Genomic DNA, 22,080 nt, shown 5'->3' on the forward strand with positions numbered 1-22,080 from the left:
AAAAGCCCTGCGGTTTTCGAACGCAGGGCTTTTTGTTTGGTACTTCGCGACGTCGCCTGCCGAATGGCACGACAACGCAACTACTCCCCTCGCATCTTCCTCCCCTGCTCACGAATCTGTTCCAACGTCGCGCCCGGCGTGCTCGCTTCCTGCGGCATGCGAATCTCGATCACCGCCGCGCACTTCGCCTCCATCGAACGCTTTAGCGCAGGCAGAAAATCCTCAGTCCGCTCCACCGTCTCACCATGCGCGCCGAACGAACGCGCGAACGCTGCGAAATCCGGATTGGTGAGCCCGGTGCCATGCACGCGGTTCGGATAGTGCCGCTCCTGATGCATGCGGATCGTGCCGAAGTGACCGTTATTCACCACAATGAACAGCACATGCAGGTCATACTGCATCGCCGTCGCGAGTTCTTGCGCGGCCATCATGAAGCAGCCGTCGCCGGCCAGCGCAACGACAGCGCGTTGCGGATACATCGACTTCGCCGCGATCGCCGCCGGCACGCCGTAGCCCATCGCGCCACTCGTCGGCGCGAGTTGCGAACGGTAATGGCGATACGAAAAGTGCCGATGCAGCCACGTCGCGTAATTGCCCGCACCGTTGGTGAGAATCGCGTCGTCCGGTAGATGCGCGCGCAACTGCTGGATCACTTCGCCCATCTGCACGTCGCCAGGAATCTGACGCGGTTTGCGCCAGTCGAGATACGCTCGATGCGCCTCGTCCGTCGCGCCCGACCAGGCGAGTTTATCGGACGAAGGCTTCAACTCCGCAAGCAGCGCTGCCAGCTCTGGCATGCCGGAAACGATCGGCAGATCCGCCGCATACACGCGGCCCAATTCCTCCGCACCTTGATGCACATGCACGAGCGTTTGTTTGGTCTTCGGAATGTCGAGCAGCGTGTAGCCGTTGGTCGTCGCTTCGCCCAAACGCGGTCCGATTGCGAGCAGCACGTCGGCGTCGCGGATACGTTGCGCCAGCGCCGGATTGATACCCAAGCCGACGTCGCCGGCATAGTTCGGATGCTCGTTGTCGAGTGTGTCCTGAAAGCGGAACGCGAGTCCAACCGGCAGTTGCCAGTTTTCGACGAAGCGTCGAAAGTCCGCGCACGCAGCAGGCGTCCAGCCGCTGCCGCCCGCAATCACCATCGGCCGTTGCGCGCCTTCTAGCAATACGCGCAACTTCTCGATCTGCGCCGCCGACGGTGACGCCGCGACGCGCTGATACGCCGGCGCGCCGGCCACGGCTTCGCATGCATCGCTCAACACGTCTTCCGGCAACGACAACACCACGGGCCCTGGACGCCCGGAAGTCGCCGTGTGAAACGCATGGCTGAGATATTCGGGAATGCGTTTCGGATCGTCGATTTGTGCGACCCACTTCGCCATCTGACCGAACATGCGCCGATAGTCGATCTCCTGGAATGCCTCGCGGTCGAGATGCTCGCGCGCGCATTGGCCGATCAGCAGAATCATCGGCGTGGAATCCTGGAACGCGGTGTGCACGCCGATCGACGCATGCGTGGCACCCGGTCCGCGTGTGACGAGTGCGACGCCTGGCCGGCCGGTCAATTTGCCGACGGCCTCCGCCATATTCGCCGCAGCCGCTTCGTGACGGCAAACAATGGTCTGGATGCGTTCGGTCTCGTCGTGCAGCGAATCCAGCACGGCAAGAAAACTCTCGCCAGGCACACAGAAAACACGCTCGACACCGTGCGTGAGCAAAGCATCGACGACGAGACGCGCGCCAGTGGTTTGAGCGGCGGCGGAACCGGAAACAGGAGCATTCGGCTGCGACATTGCGGTGAAGCCTCCAGGCAGTGCATGAGTGCGATGTGAGGATGCCGCCGTCGGCAGGACGCTAGCCGATGCGGCGCTTCGACAGCTTACGCCGAGCGCGGCTGCGCTGTCACGGCGCAGCGCAACCTTGGTGCTCGCGCATCACGTGCCGCGCGAATAAAAACGCGAGCCTTATAGCCCGCGTCGTCATTCATCGTAAAGCCCGGAAAGCGCGCAACTCAACACTCGACGATATTCACCGCCAACCCGCCGCGCGACGTTTCCTTGTACTTGGTCTTCATATCCGCGCCGGTTTCGCGCATGGTCTTGATCACCGAATCGAGCGACACGTAATGGCTGCCATCGCCGCGCAAAGCCATGCGCGCCGCATTGACCGCCTTCACCGATGCCATCGCATTGCGTTCGATGCACGGAATCTGCACCATGCCGCCGACCGGATCGCACGTCAGCCCAAGGTTGTGCTCCATGCCGATTTCCGCGGCGTTCTCGACCTGGCGTGGCGTGCCGCCCATGACGGCAGCAAGCGCGCCCGCCGCCATCGAACACGCGACGCCCACTTCGCCCTGGCAACCCACTTCGGCGCCGGAAATCGACGCGTTCAGCTTGTACAGAATACCGATCGCCGCGGCGGTCATCAGGAAGTCGATCACGCCTTGCTGATTCGAGCCCGGCATGAAACGCGTGTAGTAATGCAGCACGGCCGGGATGATGCCGGCCGCCCCGTTGGTCGGCGCTGTCACCACGCGTCCGCCGGCGGCGTTTTCTTCGTTGACGGCGATCGCATAGAGATTGATCCAGTCGATCATCGACAGCGGATCGCGCAATGCCAGTTCAGGATTGCCCGACAGCGCGCGATACAACTGCGGCGCGCGACGCTTCACCTGGAACGGACCGGGCAAGTTACCGTCGGCGTCCGGATTGTTGATGCCGCAACCTCGCGATACACACGATTGCATCACGTCCCAGATCTTCAGCAAGCCCGCGCGCGTCTCTTCTTCCGTATGCCAGACGCGCTCGTTGTCCCACATCAGTTGAGCGATGCTCTTGCCGGTGGATTCGCACAGCGCGAGCAACTCGTTGCCGCTGCGAAACGAATGCGGCAGTTGATCGACGGCGCTCAGCACCTTCGTGTTCGGCGCGCCAGCCGTGACCACGAAGCCGCCACCCACCGACAGATAGGTCGATTCCCGCAACGTTTCGCCCTGCGCGTCGAACGCGCGCAACTTCAGACCATTCGGATGCTCGGGCAGCGCCTGACGATAAAACGAAATGTGATCCTTCTGCACGAACGGCACCTCGTGCGTGCCGAGCAGCGCCAGCTTGCGGGACAGGCGCACGGCTTCGAGCCGTTCAACGATCGTGTCCGGGTCCACAGTGTCGGGCGCATCGCCCATCAGGCCGAGCATGACGCCGCGATCGGTGCCGTGCCCCTTGCCCGTCGCGCCGAGCGAGCCGTACAGATCCACTTTCACCGATGCGGTCGCAGCGAGCAGCCCATCGCGTTCGAGCCCGTGTGCGAACATCAGCGCCGCGCGCATCGGCCCGACCGTATGCGAACTGGACGGACCAATGCCGATTTTGAAGAGGTCGAACACGCTGACTGCCATTTACTGCTCCCTGCTGATGATGAGTTGGTTTACCGCGCCGACAGCGGCAAACACACGGCGAGCCACGCGGGCGGCGTCGGTGCGAGCTGCAGCGCGATCGGCGTATAGCGCCCGTCGAGGCGCGCCGCCAGGTGAAACAGTTCCGTCGCGTTCTTCGGGTCCCACTGACCCGAATAGCCGGGCAAGCCGGCCTCGCGACGTCTTGCATCGAACGGAACGCTCGAATGCACGAATTCTTCATGCGTCTTGCTGCCGGCCGCATACGGCTCCAGCCAGTTGAGCGCGGCTTGCAGCGAGGCGCCGTCCGCGCCCTTTTCCGGCAGCCAGTTACGGTTATGGCGGCGCGCGGCGAGCGCGGCCGTCACGAGTGGCTGCAGATCGTAGGTGACATAATGCAGCGCGTCGCGTTCGCTGAAATCGATTGTCGAACCATCTGGCTCGATGTTGTCGCCGATATGCTCGACAAACAGACGCTGCGCCGCGTTGATCATCTTGCGGTTATCGAGCGTGAACGCGGCCATCGCAATCAGTTTGATCCGATGACTCTGCCAGTTGTTCTTGAACGTCCCTTTGAGCGGCCGAGGTTGCGCGTCGATTTGGCCGATGTAGCCGTTCGCGAGTTTCGTCAGGAACGCCATCGACGCATTGCGCGTTTTCACCGGCAACGCACTTGCCGTCATGTCGTACGCGAGAATCAGTCCTTCAAAACGGGTTTCGTCGATCGGATTGAAACTCGGTTGATAGGTCGTGACCCAGGCAAACAACAAGCGGTCGACGAGCTTGAGATAGCGGTCGTCGCTGGTGGCGCGCCAGGCGAGCGCGGCGTCGCGCAACAGATCGAGATCTTTCTCCGCTTCGACGCTCTGGTCGTAAATGCCCTCGTGCGGCAGCGTGCCTTCGGTGTGCAGTTTCGCCAGCGCATGCGGCTGATCGTTCAGATGCGCCTGCACATTGCTCACCAGCGCTTTCACGCCGGGATCGGCGTTCGTGCGTTCGCTGGTTTGCAGGGCGGGCGCCGCACAAAAATTCATCGCGGCCTGTGCTTGCCGCAGCGGCAGCAGCACGGCTGCGCCAGCCAACAGCAGCGTGCAGGCTTGCCGCCATGTCGGCGCTCGCGTTGCTTCGGTCCGGCTTTGCATCAATCGCACCTTTCGCGCCATGCGAAACTCCTCGTTAGGCTGATTCGGTGTGTGATGTTAGCCGTTTGCGGCCAGGAGCGACAGAGAACCGAGGGCAGAACCACGCACCGCCCTGCCGCCTCTTTTCGAGGCAACGGGCGATGCGCGATAACTGTCCAGCTTACTCGTAGTCGGCGATCGGCACGCAGGAGCAGAACAGGTTGCGGTCGCCGTACACGTTGTCCGCGCGGCCGACCGGTGGCCAGTACTTTTTCGCGATCAGCGTGGGCAGCGGATACGCCGCGGTTTCGCGCGCATACGCGTGCTTCCAGTCATTCGCGATGACCACCGCTGCCGTGTGCGGCGCGTGCTTCAGCGGATTGTCTTCGCGGTCCGAGCGGCCTTCTTCGACGGCGCGGATTTCCTCGCGGATCGCGATCATCGCTTCGATGAAACGGTCGAGTTCTTCCTTCGATTCCGATTCGGTCGGCTCGACCATTAGCGTGCCCGGCACCGGGAAGCTCATTGTCGGCGCGTGGAAGCCGTAGTCGGCGAGACGCTTGGCGACGTCGTCCACGGTGATGCCGCTGGTTTCCTTGATCGGACGCAGATCGAGAATGCATTCGTGCGCGACCAGTCCGCCCGGGCCCGAATACAGCACCGGATAATGCGGCGCGAGTTTCTTCGCGACGTAGTTCGCGTTGAGGATCGCGGTTTCGGTCGCGGCGGTGAGATTCTTCGCGCCCATCATCGCGATATACATCCACGAGATCGGCAGGATCGACGCCGAACCGTACGGCGCGCCCGACACCGCGCCAATGCCGTTCGGCGCGCGTTCATAGCCCGACGAGATCTGGTTCGGCAGGAACTGCGCGAGGTGCGCGCCGACCGCCACCGGCCCGACGCCCGGTCCGCCGCCGCCGTGCGGAATGCAGAAGGTCTTGTGCAGGTTCAAGTGCGAGACGTCGCCGCCGAACTGGCCCGGCGCGGTCAGGCCGACCATCGCATTCATGTTCGCGCCGTCCACATACACCTGGCCGCCGTGCGCGTGCACGATCTCGCAGATTTCACGCACGTTCTGCTCGAACACGCCATGTGTGGACGGATACGTGATCATGATCGCCGCGAGTTTGTCGGCGTGCTGATCGGCCTTCTTCTGCAGGTCTTCGATATCGACGTTGCCTTGCGCGTCGCACGCCACCACGACCACCTGCATGCCGGCCATCTGCGCCGACGCCGGGTTCGTGCCGTGCGCCGAAGCAGGAATCAGGCAGACATTGCGATGCGCTTCGCCGCGCGACGCGTGATACGCGTGAATGATCAACAGGCCGGCGTATTCGCCTTGCGAGCCGGCGTTCGGCTGCAGCGACACGGCAGCGTAACCGGTGGCCGCGACCAGCATCTCTTCGAGCTGATCGATCATTTCGCGGTAGCCGACGGTTTGCTCAGCCGGCGCGAACGGATGGATCTGGCCGAATTCAGGCCACGTGACCGGCAGCATTTCCGAGGTCGCGTTCAGCTTCATCGTGCACGAGCCGAGCGGAATCATCGAGCGGTCGAGCGCAAGATCCTTGTCCGACAGGCTGCGCACATAGCGCAGCATTTCCGTTTCCGAATGGTGACGGTTGAACACATGGTGCGTGAGGTACGCGCTGGTGCGTTCGAGCGCGGCGGGGACCGACGCCGTGTTCGACGCGGCAAGCTTTTCGTCGAGCGTGTCGACTTGCGGCACGTCTTTCGCGCCCGCGGCTTGCGCGAACACTTCGAGCAGATCGGCCAGATCGCGGCGCGTGGTGGTTTCGTCAATCGACAGGCCGACTTGCGTGTCGCTCACGCGGCGCAGATTGATGCGCTTCGCTTGCGCGGCGTCGTGCAGCGCTTGCGTACGCGCGCCGGATTCGAACGTGAGCGTGTCGAAGAAGCTTTCGTTGGCGAGCGTGTAGCCGAGCTGCTTCGCGCCTTCCGCCAGCAACGCAGCGATGCGGTTCACGCGCAGCGCAATGGTCTTCAGACCGTGCGGGCCGTGATAGACGGCGTACATGCTGGCCATGATCGCGAGCAGCGCTTGCGCGGTACACACGTTCGAGGTGGCCTTTTCGCGGCGGATATGCTGTTCGCGCGTTTGCAGCGCGAGACGCAGGGCCGGATTGCCTTGCGCGTCGACGGTCACGCCGACGAGACGGCCCGGCATCTGACGCTTGAATTCGTCGCGCACGGCGAGGTATGCCGCATGCGGGCCGCCGAAGCCGACCGGCACGCCAAAGCGCTGCGTGTTACCGACGGCCACGTCCGCGCCCCATTCGCCCGGCGGCGTGAGGACGGTCAGCGCGAGCAGGTCGGCGGCGACCACCACGTGGCCGCCCGCTGCATGGATTGCTTCGGTGAGCGCGCGGTAGTCGCGCACGTCGCCGTTCACGCCCGGGTATTGCAGCAGCACGCCGAACGCGTTCACATTCGCCGCTTCCGCAGCCGGGCCCACCTTTACTTCGATGCCGACCGGCGTGGCGCGCGTCTTCACCACTTCGATGGTTTGCGGCAGCACGTCGTCGGCCACGTAGAACACGTTCGACTTCGGCTTGCCGATGCGTTGCAGCAACGTCATTGCTTCAGCGGCAGCGGTGGCTTCGTCGAGCAGCGACGCATTCGAGATCGCCAGACCCGTCAGGTCGACGATCATCTGCTGGAAGTTCAACAGCGCTTCCAGACGGCCTTGCGAGATTTCCGGCTGGTACGGCGTGTACGCGGTGTACCACGCCGGATTTTCCAGCACGTTGCGCAGAATCACCGTCGGCGTGTGCGCGTTGTAATAGCCCTGCCCGATGTACGAGCGGAACACCTGGTTCTTGTCCGCGAGTTCGCGCAGCGCGGCGAGCGCTTCCGCTTCGCTCTTCGGTTGCGCGAAGGGGCCGAGCGGCAGCGTTTCGGTGCGGCGGATCGTCTTCGGAATGACGGCGTCGATCAGCGCGGCGCGCGACGCGAAGCCGAGGGCTTCGAGCATCGCGTGCTGGTCGGCCGCGTCCGGGCCGATGTGCCGTTCGGCGAAGGCGTCATGCACTTCGAGCGCGGCGAGCGAGAGAGGAGTGCGGTTCATCAGACGATCCGGGTGTTCGAGCTTCATGGGTGTTCCTGGCGGTGCGGCTGTCCGTTCGAAAAGGACACCGCACCTGTCGGGTTAAACGTAAAGGTGAATCAGGCGCCGATTGACTTGGTGTACGCGTCGGCGTCGATCAGACGGTCCTGCGTGGCGTCCGCAGCCGGCTTGATCTTGAAGAGCCAGCTTTCGTACGGCGTGCTGTTCACCGAATCAGGCGTGTCGGCCACGGCGGTGTTCGCTTCGATGATTTCGCCCGAAACCGGCGCGTAGATATCGGAAGCGGCTTTCACCGATTCGATGACGGCGACGGTGTCGCCTGCCGTGACGGTCTTGCCCAGTTCCTGGACTTCGAAGAAGACGATGTCGCCGAGCGCTTCCTGCGCGTGGTCGGTGATGCCGACCGTCAGCGTGCCGTCCGCTTCGGTGCGGACCCATTCGTGCGATTCGGTGTATTTCAGATCGGCCGGGATGCTCATCGGATGCTCCTATGCGGTGTGATTCGGTAGTGACTTGAAAAAAGTGGACGAACGCGCCGGTTGCTTAAACCGCAAGCACTTTGCCATTGCGCACGAACGGCAGTTTTACCACGCTTGCAGGAACGTTTTTGTCACGAATCTGAACGTGCACGGTGTCGCCTGGCTGCACGCCCTTCGGCACGCGCGCGAAGGCGATCGATTCCTGCATGGTCGGGGAAAACGTGCCGCTGGTGATTTCGCCTTCGCCCTGCGGCGTGACGACTTTCTGATGAGCACGCAGCACGCCTGCCGCCTTGCCGTTGTCCTTCAGCAGAATCAGGCCGACGAACGCGGCCTGCGAACCGTCCGCTTCCAGCTTGCCTTTGCCGACGAAGTCGCGCGGCGAGGTGAGGTCGACGGTCCAGGCGAGGCCGGCGTCGAGCGGCGAGACGTTGTCGTCCATATCCTGGCCGTACAGGTTCATGCCGGCTTCGAGGCGCAGCGTGTCGCGCGCGCCGAGACCGGCCGGGCGCACGTCTTGGGCTTGCAATGCGTTCCACAGCGCTTCGACGTGATCCGCCGGCACGATGATTTCGAAGCCGTCTTCGCCGGTGTAGCCGGTGCGGGCGACGGTCAATTCGCCGAACGGCGTGTTTTCGATGCGAGTGGCGTTGAAGGGCTTCAAGGCTTCCGTGGCGGCGCGCGCGGCCGGCACGGTTTGCCAGACTTTTTCGCGTGCGTTCGGGCCTTGCACGGCGACGATCGCAAAGTCGCGACGCGGCGTGATGGTCAGGCCGAAGCCGCCTTCGGCGTTGAGCTGGCCGAACCAGGCGATGTCTTTATCAGCGGTGCCAGCGTTCACGACCACGCGGAAGTGATCTTCGCCGAAGTAATAGACAATCAGATCGTCGATCACGCCGCCGTCCGGGTTCAGCAGGCAGGAGTACAGTGCGCGGCCGAGCGTTTGCAGTTTGGCGACATTGTTCGCCAGCGCGTATTCGAAGAAGGCGCGCACGCGCTCGCCGGTGAAATCGACGACGCACATGTGCGAGACGTCGAACATGCCAGCGTCGGTGCGCACGGCGCGGTGTTCGTCGATTTGCGAGCCGTAATTGACAGGCATGTCCCAGCCGCCGAAATCGACCATGCGGGCATTGAGCGCACGGTGGGTGGCGTGAAGCGGGGTGTGTTTGAGTTCGGTCATGGGGCCTCGGGCATCTCGCGAAACAAAAAAGGCCATGCGGCGCTACGCCTCGCGGCCTTCTGGCTGCGAGCGTGGTCCTGCATGACCCCTCTGTCCTCGATACCTGAGAGATTGCGCCACCGTGATCACATTGACGTGCCGCGGTGAAACGCGCGCCCCTTCGGTGGGCAGCTTGCCAGAATCTGCTCGATTAAACGATGCAGACGGCTACTGCCGCTCTCCAGAGTGCGAAAAACGAGTGCCTCGATGTTGCCTGGACGCGGGTTTTTCGACGCGGTCGGTCCTTTTGCCTGAGAGTTTGCGGGTGTGCCCCTTCGGCGGCGCGGCCTGCGATTTTCAGCGGCCAGCGCGCTCTCCCGACGCGTGCGGCGAATGTACGCGAGGGCCGGGGGCTTGTCAAATAAAGGCCCGCGAGCGGCGCGGCGGTTGACGCACCGCTCTCGCGCCTGTCAAAAAAAGCGCGGGACGTGATGCCGCGCTCGTGCTGCTTTTGGTGCCTGACCTGACGTGCGGCGCGATTATTCGCCGATGGCGTGCGCCGCGTTGTCCAGCTCCTGATTCAGCACGCGCTGTTCGTCGCTGGAGAGGCCGCCGCCATGTTGCGCGGCCATGTCGTGCGCTTCCTGACGGATCACGTCTAGACGATGATGCAGCGCGCCGCCTTGGGGCGGCGGGTAATAGCCCTGATTCACGCGGTTGTCGATCCGGCGGCTGAGATTGTCGATGCGGCCGTCGACCTGACGCAGGCGCTGATCCGCGATCTGTTGCGGGTTGGGACGAGGCGCCGGCTGGGGTTGAGGCGCCACCACACAGGCGGCGAGGGAACTGAGCAAGGCGCACGCGGCGAGCGCGCGGATAGTACGGGGCATGGACTCTCCGGAAGTCATTGTCGTTGTGTGGTGCTACCCGGTAGCAACGGATGACTGCCGGGCCGCGCTGACCGGCAGCGCGGCCTTATTTGTAACGTTATGTTCCTTTCGGGCTTGTCAGGGTTTGGCCCGCGCGGCATGGGTGGCGAGTGCTATTTTAGGTGCACAAGCCGTTTCGACATGCCGGCCAAATCGTCAGCGAATCCGCTCAAACGGCAGCCGGACGCCTTCTTCCGAACTGCGCGCCGCAAGCTCGATAACCGTCATTACGTCGACGGCGTCCTGTGCGCTGACCGGGAATTTCACGCCGTGCCGGATGGCGTCGGCCACCGCGATGTAGAACCCGGTGTAGTCGCCATTGCGCGTCGGCAACTCGCGCTCGACCTCCTGATCGCCTTCCTGCACGCGCAGCACACCGGCGGCATTGCCGGCGCCGAAACCCTCGTCGCCCGGCCGCAGGCCCGCCTTCAACTGATCTTCCTGCGTATCGAGGCCGTATTTCATATAGCTGCCGCGCGTGCCGTGGATGGTGAAGCGCGGCGCGACCAGTGCCGTCAACGCGCTGGCGTGCAGCACCACTTCGAACTCACCGTAGCCGAGCTGGATATGCACGTAGTCGGGTGCGCCGGCGTCGTCGCGATGGGTGCGCACGGTGGCCGACACGGTTTGCGGCGCGCCGAACAGGGCCAGCGTCTGGTCGATCAGATGCGGCCCGAGGTCCAGCAGCAAGCCGCCGCCTCGCGACGCTTCCTCGCGCCAGCGTTGCCGCACCTCCGGCCGGAAACGGTCGAAATGCGATTCGTATTGCGTGATCCGTCCCAATTCGCCGCTCGCGAGCAGGTCGCGCACGGTAAGAAAATCGCCGTCCCAGCGACGGTTGTGAAACGGTATGAAGAGTTTGCTCCGGGCGAGCGCGATGTTGGCCAGCGTGTGGGCGTCGGCGGCGTTCAGCGTGACCGGTTTGTCGACCACCACGTGCTTGCCCGCTTCCAGCGTGCGGCGCGCCAGGTCGAAGTGCGTATCGTTCGGCGTGGCGATCACGATGCAGTCGATTTCTTCGAGCGCCAGCAGCGCGTCGAGGTCGGCCACCACCTTCGTGTGCGGATAGTCGGCGAGCGCGCGCTCGGGTTGGCTCGTGGCAATGGCCGCGACGCTCGCGCGGCCGCAGTGCTCGATCACCGGCGCATGGAAGGTCGCGCCGGCGAAACCGTAACCCATCAATCCAATCTTCAGCGATGCGGACATGCTTGTCTTCCTGCAAAATCGGCGCGCCGCTTTGCCACCGCGGCGACGGCGCGCAACACCGCAATTGTGGCATGTCCTGAAGGTGGACCGTCAGCGTCGTCGGCTCGGCGCATGTTGATCGGATATTGCTTTTATGAGGCGGGCATCCGTTGCATGCATCCGTGTTAACATCGCTCCTCTCGCGCGAACCGCAGCGGGCCGGAACACCCTCGCACCGCGCAGGGCACCCGTTCCAGCCGCCGGGGCCGCGCAGCATGCCCCCGGGCCTTCGGCCGGCAGTCGCCGCTCCGCTACGCCCTCAACCGCCGCTTTCAACCGCATCACCCATCCACAGACGATGTCCGCAGGCCTGAACCCCGCTCAAAATGAAGCGGTCCGTTATCTTGACGGTCCGTGTCTCGTGCTCGCCGGCGCAGGCAGCGGCAAGACGCGCGTGATCACGCAGAAGATCGCGCACCTGATCGAGGCCAAGGGCTTCGAGCCACGTCACATCGCCGCTGTCACGTTCACGAACAAGGCCGCATTGGAAATGCGCGAGCGCGTGGGCAAGCTGCTCGAAGGCAAGACGCTGACCACGCCCGGCAAGGAAGGCCGCAAAGTGCCCGTCAATCAGTTGACGGTCTGCACTTTCCACTCGCTCGGCGTGCAGATTCTGCGGCAGGAAGCGGAGCACGTCGGCCTGAAGCCGCAGTTCTCGATCATGGATTCGGACGACTGCTTCGGCATGATCCAGGAGCAGGTCGGCTCGACGGACAAGGGCTTTATCCGCAAGATCCAGTCGATCATCTCGCTGTGGAAGAACGGCATGATCATGCCCGAGCAGGCGATCGCGATCGCCGCGAACGAGGACGAACATCAGGCCGCGATTGTCTACCGCAATTACGTGGCGACGCTGCATGCGTATCAGGCGGTCGATTTCGACGACCTGATCCGTCTGCCCGCCGAACTCTTCGAAAAGAACGAGCAGGTGCGCGACCGCTGGCAGAACAAATTGCGCTATCTGCTGATCGACGAGTATCAGGACACCAATGCCTGCCAGTACGAACTGGTGAAACTGCTGGCCGGCAAGCGCGCGGCGTTCACGGCGGTTGGCGACGACGATCAGGCGATCTACGGCTGGCGCGGCGCGACGCTCGAGAATCTCGGCCAGCTCAGCAAGGATTTTCCGAAGCTGCATCTGATCAAGCTGGAGCAGAACTACCGTTCGACGGTGCGCATTCTGACCGCCGCGAACAACGTGATCGCGAACAATCCGAAGCTGTTCGAAAAGAAGCTGTGGTCCGAACACGGCATGGGCGACACGATCACCGTCACGCCGTGCAACGACGAAGAGCACGAGGCCGAGTCCGTGGTGTTTCGCCTGTCGGCACACAAGTTCGAGCGGCGCGCGAATTTCCGCGACTACGCGATCCTGTATCGCGGCAACTTCCAGGCGCGCATTTTCGAGCAGGTGTTGCGGCGTGAACGGATTCCGTATGTGCTGTCCGGCGGCCAATCGTTCTTCGACAAAGCCGAGATCAAGGACATCTGCGCTTATTTGCGCTTGATCGCCAACGCGAACGACGACCCCGCGTTCATCCGCGCGATCACCACGCCGCGGCGCGGCGTCGGCAATACGACGCTCGAGGCGCTCGGCTCGTTCGCGGGCCAGGCCAAGGTGTCGCTATTCGAGGCCGTGTACATGGGCGGCATCGAGGCGCGTCTGTCGCCACGGCAGATCGAACCCATGCGCGTGTTCTGCGACTTCATGCAGCGCCTCACCGATCGTGCCGAGAAGGATGCCGCCGGCACGCTGCTCGACGAACTGATGGACGCGATCCACTACGAGGCTTATCTGTACGATGCGTTCGACGAACGCCAGGCGCAGGCCAAGTGGCAAAACGTGCTGGAGTTCATGGAGTGGCTCAAGCGCAAAGGCACCAAGGCTGAGCCCGCGGGCGCGGCGAACGACGAAGCCACCGGCTACGACACCGCCGACGGTCTCGGCGACACCGGCAAGAGTCTGCTCGGCCTGATCCAGACCGTGGCGCTGATGTCGATGCTCGAAGGCCGCGAGGAAGATCCCGACGCGGTGCGGCTTTCGACGGTGCATGCGTCGAAGGGTTTGGAGTATCCGCACGTGTTTCTGGTGGGCGTCGAGGAAGGCATCATGCCGCATCGCGGCGGTCCGGACGACGAGCCGATCGACGACGCGCGCATCGAAGAAGAACGCCGGCTGATGTACGTGGCGATCACGCGTGCGCAACGCAGCCTGCATCTGAACTGGTGCAAGAAGCGCAAGCGCGCGCGTGAAACGGTGGTGTGCGAGCCGTCGCGCTTCATCCCCGAAATGCTGCTCGACGATGCCCCGCCGCCGACGCCCGAAGAAGCGCCGATGTCGCCGAAAGACCGGCTCGCGAGTTTGAAGGCGCTGTTGCAGAAGCCTTGAGTGGGCGCTTCGAAACGTCGAGTGCGCAGCCGCTCGCGGACAGCGCCCAACCTGGCGCATAACGCGAATCTCGTAGGCGTGTCTGTTGGCCGAGATATAAAAAAATCCCTGCGCCGCGTCGCCACGGTGCAGGGATTTTTTGTCACGCGGCAAACGCCGCGAGCGGTGCGTCTTACTTCACCGCGCTGACCATGTAGTCGACGGCGGCCTTCACGTCCGCGTCGGAGGCAGTCGAGCCGCCCTTCGGAGGCATCGCGCCCTTGCCGTGCAGCGCGTAGTTATAGACCGTGTCCATTGGCTCTTTCAGACGCGGTGCCCAGGCGTCCTTGTCGCCGAACTTCGGTGCGTTCAGCACGCCAGCCGCGTGACAGGCCTGGCAAACCTGCTGATACAACGCCTTGCCGGCTTGCGACGCGTCCGCGCTTTGCGTGCCGCCCGCTGCCGGCGCGGCCGCTTGCGGCACGCTGGCCATGGCGGCCATCGCTGCGGCGGCCTGAGCCGCGCCCGCGTCGGAAGCGCCGGCCGGCGCTGCCGCTGCTGCACCGGAGGCCGCAGCGGCGCCTGCTGCCGGCTGAGCCGGTTCAGGGAAGCTTCCGCCGGAGTTGTTGGCCATATAGGCGACCGCGCGGGCGATCTCAAAATCGCTGTAGTCGTCCGGGCTGGTGCCGCCGCGCGGCGGCATCGCGCCTTTACCGGTGAGGGCAGTGTGCAGCAGCGTATCGAAGCCTTGCGCGATGCGCGGCGCCCAGTCGGCAGCATTGGTAAATTTCGGCGCGCCTGCCGCACCCGACGCGTGACACGCGGAGCACACGGCCTTGTAGACTTCCTCGCCGCTCTTGTAGACGCGCGGCGCGTTGGCGTCGCGAATGTCGACCTGGGCGAACGGCTTGATGCGGGCGGTGACCTCGGCTTCGGAGAGAGAGTCGGTGCCGGCGCCGGTGCGCGTCGAATTGTCGACGTAGATCACTAGCAGAACGATGATGACGATCGGTACCGCAAAACTGGCAATGATCGCGGCGACGAGCTGTCCGGGGGTTTTGATCGGGGCTCCGTGTGGTGCTTCGCTCATGCTTGTCTCGTCTCCGTGGGTATGTGAGCGGTACAGCGTGACGGCAACTTCTTGTTCTTTAATCAGCCACGGACGATTATAGACGGAACATTTCGACGGCGGCGAGGGGCGCGGCGGGGTGTTCAGCAGGCGTTTACCCGCATCGCGAGGGTTGTCGGAAAGCCGCCGAATGCCGTCATTGGGGCCGTCCGGTGGACGGTGTGGCCGAAACCGGGTATCCTTTCGGTCTCGCTTTGGCGTCGCATCCGTTCTGGTTGCCGCGCTTTCGTGTTGAAGCGCCCGTAGCTCAATGGATAGAGTACTGCCCTCCGAAGGCAGGGGTTGCTGGTTCGATCCCAGCCGGGCGCACCATAGAGAGTCGATCTCGTTCAAGGGCTTACGCAGTGTGTCGTTACCCTACAAATGTCGTAAACGACATCTGTAGGTAATACCAGCAGCGCACAACAAGTCCCGCGTTAGACTCGTTCCTCCGGCTGTCCAACTCTCGGACTTCCCGCCAGCCTGCCAGCACGCCCTGCCAAGCGCACGCCGGTAGAAGCATGAGCTTTCAACTGTGCTCTTTGCGCATCCTGGTGTCTCCCCAAATTTTTCACCTTCCCGCGCATGCGTTCGACCACGCGCCTTCGAGCAGGATAGATTCCGGCGTGTCGGAGCGAGTTGTGTTCTGCGAGATAAAGTTGGTCGTAATCTACCCGTGCCTCGATTCGAAGAGCCTCCGCGCGCTCTCGACTTTGCTGAATCACGAGAGCGTTCTCGGTCGGAAAGTTTTTTCGAAAGAACTTGCGCGAGACCCCGATTGTCTTGGCAGCTTGGCTAGCACTGCTCAAGTCGCCTCCCCGAATTAGCGCCGCAAGCTCCGCGCGGAGCTCTTCCATCGGGCGTCGAGCTCCTGTGACCCCGCTCTCAATCAATCGAACGCTCTGACACTCCGGCGCAGGACGCAGCGAAAGCATCACGCGATTGCCGAGCAATATGTCTGCGATTGCACAGCCGCAACAATAGGCGGTCAGTGCAAGCCGCGGCAGGCTCATGCGTACATCGCCTTTTGCCCATCCATACATCTGCGATTTGCCGACGCGAAGGTGTGCCGCGAAGTACGCGGATTTTCCTTCGAACAGAGTATGAATGGCATGGTTGAGGAAGGCGGACTGTGCGGATGGTGAATAGATGCAATCAGGAAAGAAGAGCGCATCGTCAAGCAGCTCTGCAACGAGACGCGCACTCTCGACCTCGTAGTCTGACGCTGGACGGAGCGACGTCGACTCCACATCCAGCATTTCGGCCTTAGCCTGACACGCGTCGGCCTGGTTGCCGGAGTTGGCGTTGCGTTTCTGCTCGGGCACCTCGACAAGCCGCGCTTTGTGCAACGGGCAGGCAATGACCGCGTCAATATGCCATAGCAGTCGCTCATAAGGGTCGCGTCCCATCCGCTGGTCCTCCCTGTAACAGCCGGGACAAAATCGCCTTTTGCTCGACATTAGCTTGAGCGGCGAGACGAGGCCTCTCAACGGCAACAGCGTACAAACCTGCAGGTTAGTGCGGAGTGTTAGACCGTTCAGCGCATGGGCCCAGTGATGGGTCACCTCCGTTAGGCTAGAGACACTGGCCACGTAATCAGCACGTCCAATGTCGCGAGCCATTCGGCCTGGGTCGACGTCAAACAGCTCCTGCGCAGCCGGCCCTATGATTCGATATGCCAAGGTCCAGCGGGATATGTTGTGGGCGATACCCAAACGAGTTACGTAGCTACCCAGACACTCGCGGTCTTCGCCAGAGCATCCGTAGGGTGGAAGGCTGAAGAGGATTGAGCGCGGCGGCGCGTCTTCCGGCCAACCGCCGGGCAACCGCGAACGAAACAGACCTTTCATCGACGGAACCCTCGCATATCGTCACTGGCACGTCGTGCCCTAGTTGCTGCGAAGCGCGCAAGCATTTCGGCCTCGCTTGGATAGGCAATGGGATGCGGCGACGAGAGATATGGCTTGATGTTCTGCTCTCCTTCCAGCGTCTCGGACACAATCGTTTCGTATTCGGCCTCAGAGGGTAGCGAACTCCAGATATAGTCATCTTTCCATGACTGGCATCCTTCATACGCGCACGCAATTACCGCCCTGACCAGGGTTTTAACTGCATATCCAGGAATGCCGAAATGAGCGTAGAAGAGTTTCTCGACGTACTTTTCGAGGTCGACTTTGAACGGCAGGGGAAGATGCTTCGCGAGGTCTTTGATGAACTGCGTGAATGCGTCGAAGTCGTCTTGAGTGGGGTGGTATCGCGGGAAGTGGACGACACTGATGCGTCGTGCGAGCTGTCCGCTGGCGCGGACCAGCTTTTCTGAGCCGTAGGCGCCCAAAAGCAACAGGTTCGTCTCTCCACGGTTAGCGATAGACTTAAGGAGATTGCCGTATTGAAGCGGGTCCGATTTCGAATCGGTTAAGTGCACCGCTTCGTCCAATAGAAGGTGACGAACCCGTCTGTTGCGAAGAGCTTGTTCGAACGCCGCTCGGTAGCCTTTGACGATGTCGTTGTGCTTCCGGCCGGTACCGGGCTGGATGGGAATGTCCGGGGTCAAGGTATGAAGGTCGTCGAGAAGATGCTGATACAACAGTTGCCAGTTGATTTCCTTGCCGTCCGCGGCGTCAATGCTGTTCAACACGACCGGAATCACGCCAGGATTTTCGCGTACCTCCACATCATAGAGCTTCAGCAGGGCCTCCGTTTCGAGTGTGGCAAATGTTGTTTTGCCAACGCCCGCTGGACCAACGACTATAGTGATAGAGAGGCCTGCGCCTGGAATCATATGTCTCTCGACTTCTCCGAGGACCGTTTGAAGGTTTCGATGCATGAAGCGAAGGGATTTGATGTATTCGCCCTTTTGGCTTGGACTTCCGTTCACCGCCTGTTCGAATGTTATTGAGCTCATAACACCTCCTTGATTAAAGTGGCTGGGACGTGGGCAGCGAGTTGTAATTCATCTTGAAGTGGCCCCTATTCGCCTTGGGTAAAGGGATGCGCATGACGCTGTCGTCATCGGGCGGTCCAGACTCTGCGGGCGTGGTGATAGGCATGTCGAGGCATGCTTCCTTCTGGGCTGCTGTATGGTCTTCAATGAGACGCGCATCGCCATAGACTTGACGGGTAGCCGCCGTCAAGGATGCTACGTCCGGAAGATTGTGGCCGTTGAGGACTTCGTACATCGCGGTTTCCAACGCTTCGTCGGGTTGTCCGTGCATGCGCATACGAACTTCGTGAATCACATACCCCCATTCGACGTAGGTCAGCCTGCGATACTTCATGAGCAGCTTCGACTGGCATCGGACCCATTTGCCATTGAGCAATGCATAAACGATGCTCACGTCCCACATGTCGATAAGAACGGGGAGCTTCTGTGGGCGGACTGACTTGTCGGCGAACTCGTCAGCCCAATACCAGACATGACCAATCTTGACGCCCATCTGTTTGTCGAGTTGCCGGGTGTCGCCTTTGGATGGAGGTATGCACGTCAGGATGTAGAAATACGAATCGTAGGGAGTCAATCTTGCAAGACGACGTCCTGTGACAGCGAATCGAAAATTCATGTATTCGATGGGCGCATGGTCGTGCGCTGGGTGAACCTGCAGGTTGTATTCTCGGAAGAAGTATTCATCGAGAAGACCATGCAATTCAGCAAAGCTCATCAGGTCGGCTCGTATCGGGTCAACGGACTTCGTGACCGTACGAACATTGCGTAATGCTTTGCTATTGCCCACCAGATAGTGAATAAGCTTGGTATTTGTCGTTCCGAACAAGCGCTCCATGACGCCGCCAAAACGGGATTTGTGTGCGGGGCGGAACTGAAGCGTGATGTACAGAAGGTCGCAAAGTTTGTTGAACGCCGCGGAATGAAATTCCTTTCCATTGTCAACGACGATAATTGCGGGTGTACGTCGGAACGTTCGCACCATTGCCCGAATCGCCATCATGCAGCTGATGGTGCTCGGCGCATGAATTGACAGGTAGAAAGCCAATACTGCTCGTGTCTCGGCGTCCATCACGATTGTGAGCCAAGGACGCCTTCGAAAAATCCTACCGCCTTTGCCTCGGATTTTGATGAAGACGTCCAGCTTTGTGTGGTCGATATGAACGCGGTGGAAGGGACGTCCACCGTGTATCTTGTCCTCAACATGCAGGTACCAGGTCGCTGGCTCCTCGTTGTATGCGAACCTTGGACCTTGGCGTGCTTTTAAATCGATAAATTTCTTTCGGTGAGAGTAGTACGTCTTTCTCGAGACGAGGTCCACGCCTGCCTCTTGGCTCAGTTCGATATACAACTGATAGGAGGCTTCCCCGTTCGGATTGGTTGGGTTGTTACCTCGCTCAGTGGCTTCACGAATCAGTTCTAGCTGTCTTTCTGAAACCTGCCGGCGTCCCCCGCTGCGACGCTTCGGAGTTGCAGCTCTTCGGCGGGCGGGCAACGATTCGCCTGCCGCGCGAACCGCTCTCAGTATTCGCTGTACCTGCCTTTTGCCTAGATTGCATCGAACCTGCTTGCCGGCTTCAAGGGCGTTGACCATCAGGAATCGATTTTTGCCCTCGATAATCTGATAGTCGGTGAGGCCGTCAATTTGAGCAAGGCGTTCGTCGGTGGACGCGGTAGATGAAAGCAAAATTATTTCGCGGTTGAACAGTGCGCGCTCGAATTCTGCCACCGGCATCAGGCCACCATTACGGGTGTGCTGGTCGAAATAATGAATAGACTCTGAATTGGCAAACGAAACCTCGAACACCCCGGGGCGCCCCTTGAACATAAATTCGGTGCCCATGTCAACGTCAAATGTAACCTTGTCGCTGACCGCCTTCGTAACAGGCCGGTTGAACTGAAGCGCTTCGAGTTGTACACGTGAGCTGCAGAGTACAACGTCATGTGGCTCGCTCAAGTCATCATTTTCCAGGTCGACGAAAATACGCTGGTCAGCAATTGCCTTGTAGACGTCATCGACGAGGAACGCGTCGGGCGGAGTCTCGACCAGCAGAGGCTCGTTCCACGGAGTGCGCTCGGGATAGGCGCGTGTGAGAAGTAGGCCCAACGTCATCGGGCAGGAATCGCGGGTTATTTGTTCAATTGCCCGCCAGGCACCGTCGGTTAGCGGCGCACACTTATTGCAGAGGTAGTCTTCAAGAAACTCGAGATTTGAAACAAATACGGCGCCGTTCTCGTTGCCGGAACGCAGGCAAAACGTGATGCCCAGTGCGGAAAAGTAGCGCTCGCGTTCTGGGCAGCGCCACGTCCCCTCATCGTCTTTGAAGAAGCGCCGTGGATACTCCTCAGCAAGTTTCTCGAGGTCCCTTTCGGTTTTCCACTCATCGACGTAGATTCCGTGGGGTGTCAGTCGGAGAATGTCCGGCGTGTAGGGGGTGGGCGCCTGATAAATGGTCACCGTGCCGTCAGGCCGTTTCTTCTCAGTTTCAACTCGAATTCTGACCTGCGGTGGCTGGCAATAGAATTCACGCGTTGTGCCATCCCAGTCATACCTCACTACTGCGCCGTACTCGGCCTTGCGGCTCTCAGTTGCAACCCGTTGCCCCATCTTCCGAGAGGTGTAGAAAGATATGACATTGCCACTTCGGGATTGGACCTTTCTCGACGGCGGGTTATCACGGGCGGTCCAAATGTACTTTTGGCCGTCAAGAGGCGTTCCGAGCCGCTCAAGCTCCGCCCGTAGCTCGTCGTCGGAATATGGTGGTGATGCAGTCCCAATTGGACTTTCCCTGAACCAACGATTCTCCAGCTTTTGCCACTGGGATTTCAGGGGGGCTGCGGTCGGAAGATTGATAGTCATCGCCGACTCCCAGTATCCGTCGACGCCGGTAAGTGAGGGTCGTCCCGGCAACCTTCGCCGTATCGCTCGACCAGAGTCTCAAGCTCTGCTTCACTCTTCCATTTTGAGACGTGAATGCCATCAGCAGCCAGGTGAATCGTATCGGCCGTGTCGAACGCTGGCAGGGGATAGGTGGCGAACATATCGGTCAAAAGTCCGAAAGCCATGGTCAGCTCCTTTAACGTTTCACAATTGACCGCTCGACCTGTCGCTGGCACTGAGGCGCTCGATATTTTTGAGATTCGACCTCGGGGAGCGAGGCGGGCGACACACGACTCGACATGTCTCGTCTTTGATTGCTTGAATCTCGTTACTCAAGATTTTGATTCGAGCCGCTTCGGTTGGGCGGCATCGATTCAAATAGCGCATCGGAGTCGGCTCTTGGAGCTGACCATGCGATACGGGTCTAAGTGTCACCCTCATTTCCGTCCAGACCGACGCAGACCTCATAGCTTGGCGCAGCTTGATTACTTCTTTCGTGCGCCGATGCTTGATGGGTGCGCGAAGCAGGTCGTCAAGATACGCGTTGTGACAGGCAACGATTGTCCGTGTGGGCAACGCTGCGAGATAGTGCTCAACGTTCTCAATTTCCTGCTCACTCGAAACAGGGCAAAAGACCCGAGTCAATGCACGAAAAGACGACCAGCTCAAGCTAATGCCACCTGGTTGCCGCCAGCAACCTTCCCGAAGAATCTCCGGAGTCAGAATTGTCACCTCATAGAGTTGATTTCCGCTAGACACGACGATAGGCGCCGGCATTTGCGTCTGGAGTGGCGCAGTTGCCGACGGGCTCTCTGCACTTGACTCGTTGACGCTCATCTCAGCTTGCCGCTCTGCACGGAGCAAGCAAAGGCGGCTGATGCTCTGAGGGCATGAGTCGGACGTTTTACGTTGCTTGAGTGATTTCACGCGAGCGCGTGCGTATGCAGCATCCGGCATCCCGCGAAATTTTTCGGGTGATGAATTGCGAGATGTGAAAGCGTCGCGCGTAGCGCGTGCCACTTCATTAAAGCTGGCGATGCCAGCCATCAGGTCCGAAAGTTCGTTGGCAAACGAAGTGTCAACGCAGTGCGTGTTCATGTAAGTCTCCGTATTTAGAAACGTGAACATGCGACCATCCCTCGCGTCGTGCACCATGCACGATTGCGATAGCTGCGACTACGCACCGCCTGGCTGCTGGAATCCAGGCGGGACGCGCTAGCTCGATGAGGCCGCGACTACTCGTGACCTATTGCAAATGTCGCCTACGGGACAGGCTCCAGACTCTCGCGTATGGAGATTTGCCGGGGGCGCTGAGTGGGACAGGGGGGCGTTCAAACGGGTCGAGCGGGGGG

General features: G+C 61.2%; 14 protein-coding genes, 1 tRNA gene and 2 riboswitches. Of the genes, 2 read left to right on the top strand and 13 right to left on the bottom strand.

All coding sequences use genetic code 11. From position 1 onward, the window contains the following. Positions 1 to 80 precede the first annotated feature (80 nt). From P0D80_RS14330 to P0D80_RS14365, 8 genes are all read right to left on the bottom strand, one after another. A complete protein-coding gene (locus tag P0D80_RS14330; RefSeq protein ID WP_408284667.1) occupies positions 81 to 1,799 on the bottom strand; it encodes a thiamine pyrophosphate-binding protein in 1,719 nt (572 codons plus the stop codon). Positions 1,800 to 2,017: 218 nt separating this feature from the next. Further along, a complete protein-coding gene (locus P0D80_RS14335) occupies positions 2,018 to 3,406 on the bottom strand; it encodes an L-serine ammonia-lyase (protein WP_408284669.1) in 1,389 nt (462 codons plus the stop codon). A gap of 29 nt (positions 3,407 to 3,435) precedes the next feature. Continuing rightward, positions 3,436 to 4,566 carry an alginate lyase family protein gene (locus P0D80_RS14340; RefSeq protein WP_408284670.1) on the bottom strand — a complete coding sequence of 377 codons (1,131 nt, stop codon included), beginning with the start codon at positions 4,564 to 4,566 and terminating at the stop codon, positions 3,436 to 3,438. A 139-nt stretch (positions 4,567 to 4,705) separates the two neighbouring features. Further along, on the bottom strand, positions 4,706 to 7,642 hold the full coding sequence (gcvP, locus tag P0D80_RS14345) for an aminomethyl-transferring glycine dehydrogenase (protein WP_408284672.1): 2,937 nt from the start codon (positions 7,640 to 7,642) through the stop codon (positions 4,706 to 4,708). 71 nt (positions 7,643 to 7,713) lie between these two features. Next, a complete protein-coding gene (gene gcvH / locus P0D80_RS14350) occupies positions 7,714 to 8,094 on the bottom strand; it encodes a glycine cleavage system protein GcvH (RefSeq protein WP_012434788.1) in 381 nt (126 codons plus the stop codon). A 64-nt stretch (positions 8,095 to 8,158) separates the two neighbouring features. After that, positions 8,159 to 9,277, bottom strand: a complete 1,119-nt coding sequence (gene gcvT, locus P0D80_RS14355) for a glycine cleavage system aminomethyltransferase GcvT (protein WP_408284674.1) — start codon at positions 9,275 to 9,277, stop codon at positions 8,159 to 8,161. 80 nt (positions 9,278 to 9,357) lie between these two features. Continuing rightward, positions 9,358 to 9,511, bottom strand: a riboswitch (glycine riboswitch). Positions 9,512 to 9,545: 34 nt separating this feature from the next. Continuing rightward, positions 9,546 to 9,646, bottom strand: a riboswitch (glycine riboswitch). A gap of 149 nt (positions 9,647 to 9,795) precedes the next feature. Then, entirely contained in the window at positions 9,796 to 10,146 is a 351-nt protein-coding gene (locus P0D80_RS14360; RefSeq protein WP_132376550.1) for a hypothetical protein, read from the bottom strand. 195 nt (positions 10,147 to 10,341) lie between these two features. Then, positions 10,342 to 11,391, bottom strand: coding sequence for an oxidoreductase (locus P0D80_RS14365; protein WP_408284677.1), 1,050 nt, complete (start codon positions 11,389 to 11,391; stop codon positions 10,342 to 10,344). Between the two features lie 337 nt (positions 11,392 to 11,728). On the opposite strand from P0D80_RS14365, the gene P0D80_RS14370 reads away from it, so the two are divergent. Further along, positions 11,729 to 13,819 carry a UvrD-helicase domain-containing protein gene (locus tag P0D80_RS14370; protein ID WP_408176378.1) on the top strand — a complete coding sequence of 697 codons (2,091 nt, stop codon included), beginning with the start codon at positions 11,729 to 11,731 and terminating at the stop codon, positions 13,817 to 13,819. 172 nt (positions 13,820 to 13,991) lie between these two features. Here the strand turns inward: P0D80_RS14370 and P0D80_RS14375 are convergent, their stop codons facing one another. Next, positions 13,992 to 14,888 (bottom strand): c-type cytochrome, encoded by an 897-nt coding sequence (locus P0D80_RS14375; RefSeq protein ID WP_132376553.1) that lies wholly within the window; start codon positions 14,886 to 14,888, stop codon positions 13,992 to 13,994. Positions 14,889 to 15,163: 275 nt separating this feature from the next. Here P0D80_RS14375 and P0D80_RS14380 point away from each other — a divergent pair. Continuing rightward, positions 15,164 to 15,239: transfer RNA gene (locus tag P0D80_RS14380), tRNA-Arg, on the top strand. Between the two features lie 104 nt (positions 15,240 to 15,343). On the opposite strand, the gene P0D80_RS14385 is transcribed toward P0D80_RS14380, so the two are convergent. Genes P0D80_RS14385 through P0D80_RS14400 form a run of 4 tightly spaced genes read right to left on the bottom strand, consistent with a single transcriptional unit; the run spans position 15,344 to position 20,913 of the window. Then, positions 15,344 to 16,756 carry a TniQ family protein gene (locus P0D80_RS14385; RefSeq protein ID WP_408284680.1) on the bottom strand — a complete coding sequence of 471 codons (1,413 nt, stop codon included), beginning with the start codon at positions 16,754 to 16,756 and terminating at the stop codon, positions 15,344 to 15,346. After that, entirely contained in the window at positions 16,753 to 17,811 is a 1,059-nt protein-coding gene (locus P0D80_RS14390) for an AAA family ATPase (protein WP_408284682.1), read from the bottom strand. Before P0D80_RS14390 ends, P0D80_RS14385 begins: the two co-directional genes overlap by 4 nt. 13 nt (positions 17,812 to 17,824) lie before the next feature. Further along, complete coding sequence (locus P0D80_RS14395; protein WP_408284685.1) at positions 17,825 to 20,707, bottom strand: TnsB C-terminal domain-containing protein; 2,883 nt, start codon at positions 20,705 to 20,707, stop codon at positions 17,825 to 17,827. Next, positions 20,704 to 20,913 (bottom strand): hypothetical protein, encoded by a 210-nt coding sequence (locus P0D80_RS14400; protein WP_408284688.1) that lies wholly within the window; start codon positions 20,911 to 20,913, stop codon positions 20,704 to 20,706. The genes P0D80_RS14395 and P0D80_RS14400 overlap by 4 nt, the downstream gene beginning before the upstream one ends. Positions 20,914 to 22,080: the final 1,167 nt, after the last annotated feature.

Origin of the sequence: Paraburkholderia sp. RL17-373-BIF-A (assembly GCF_046030175.1) — a bacterium.
In the GTDB taxonomy this organism is placed as follows: Bacteria; Pseudomonadota; Gammaproteobacteria; order Burkholderiales; family Burkholderiaceae; genus Paraburkholderia.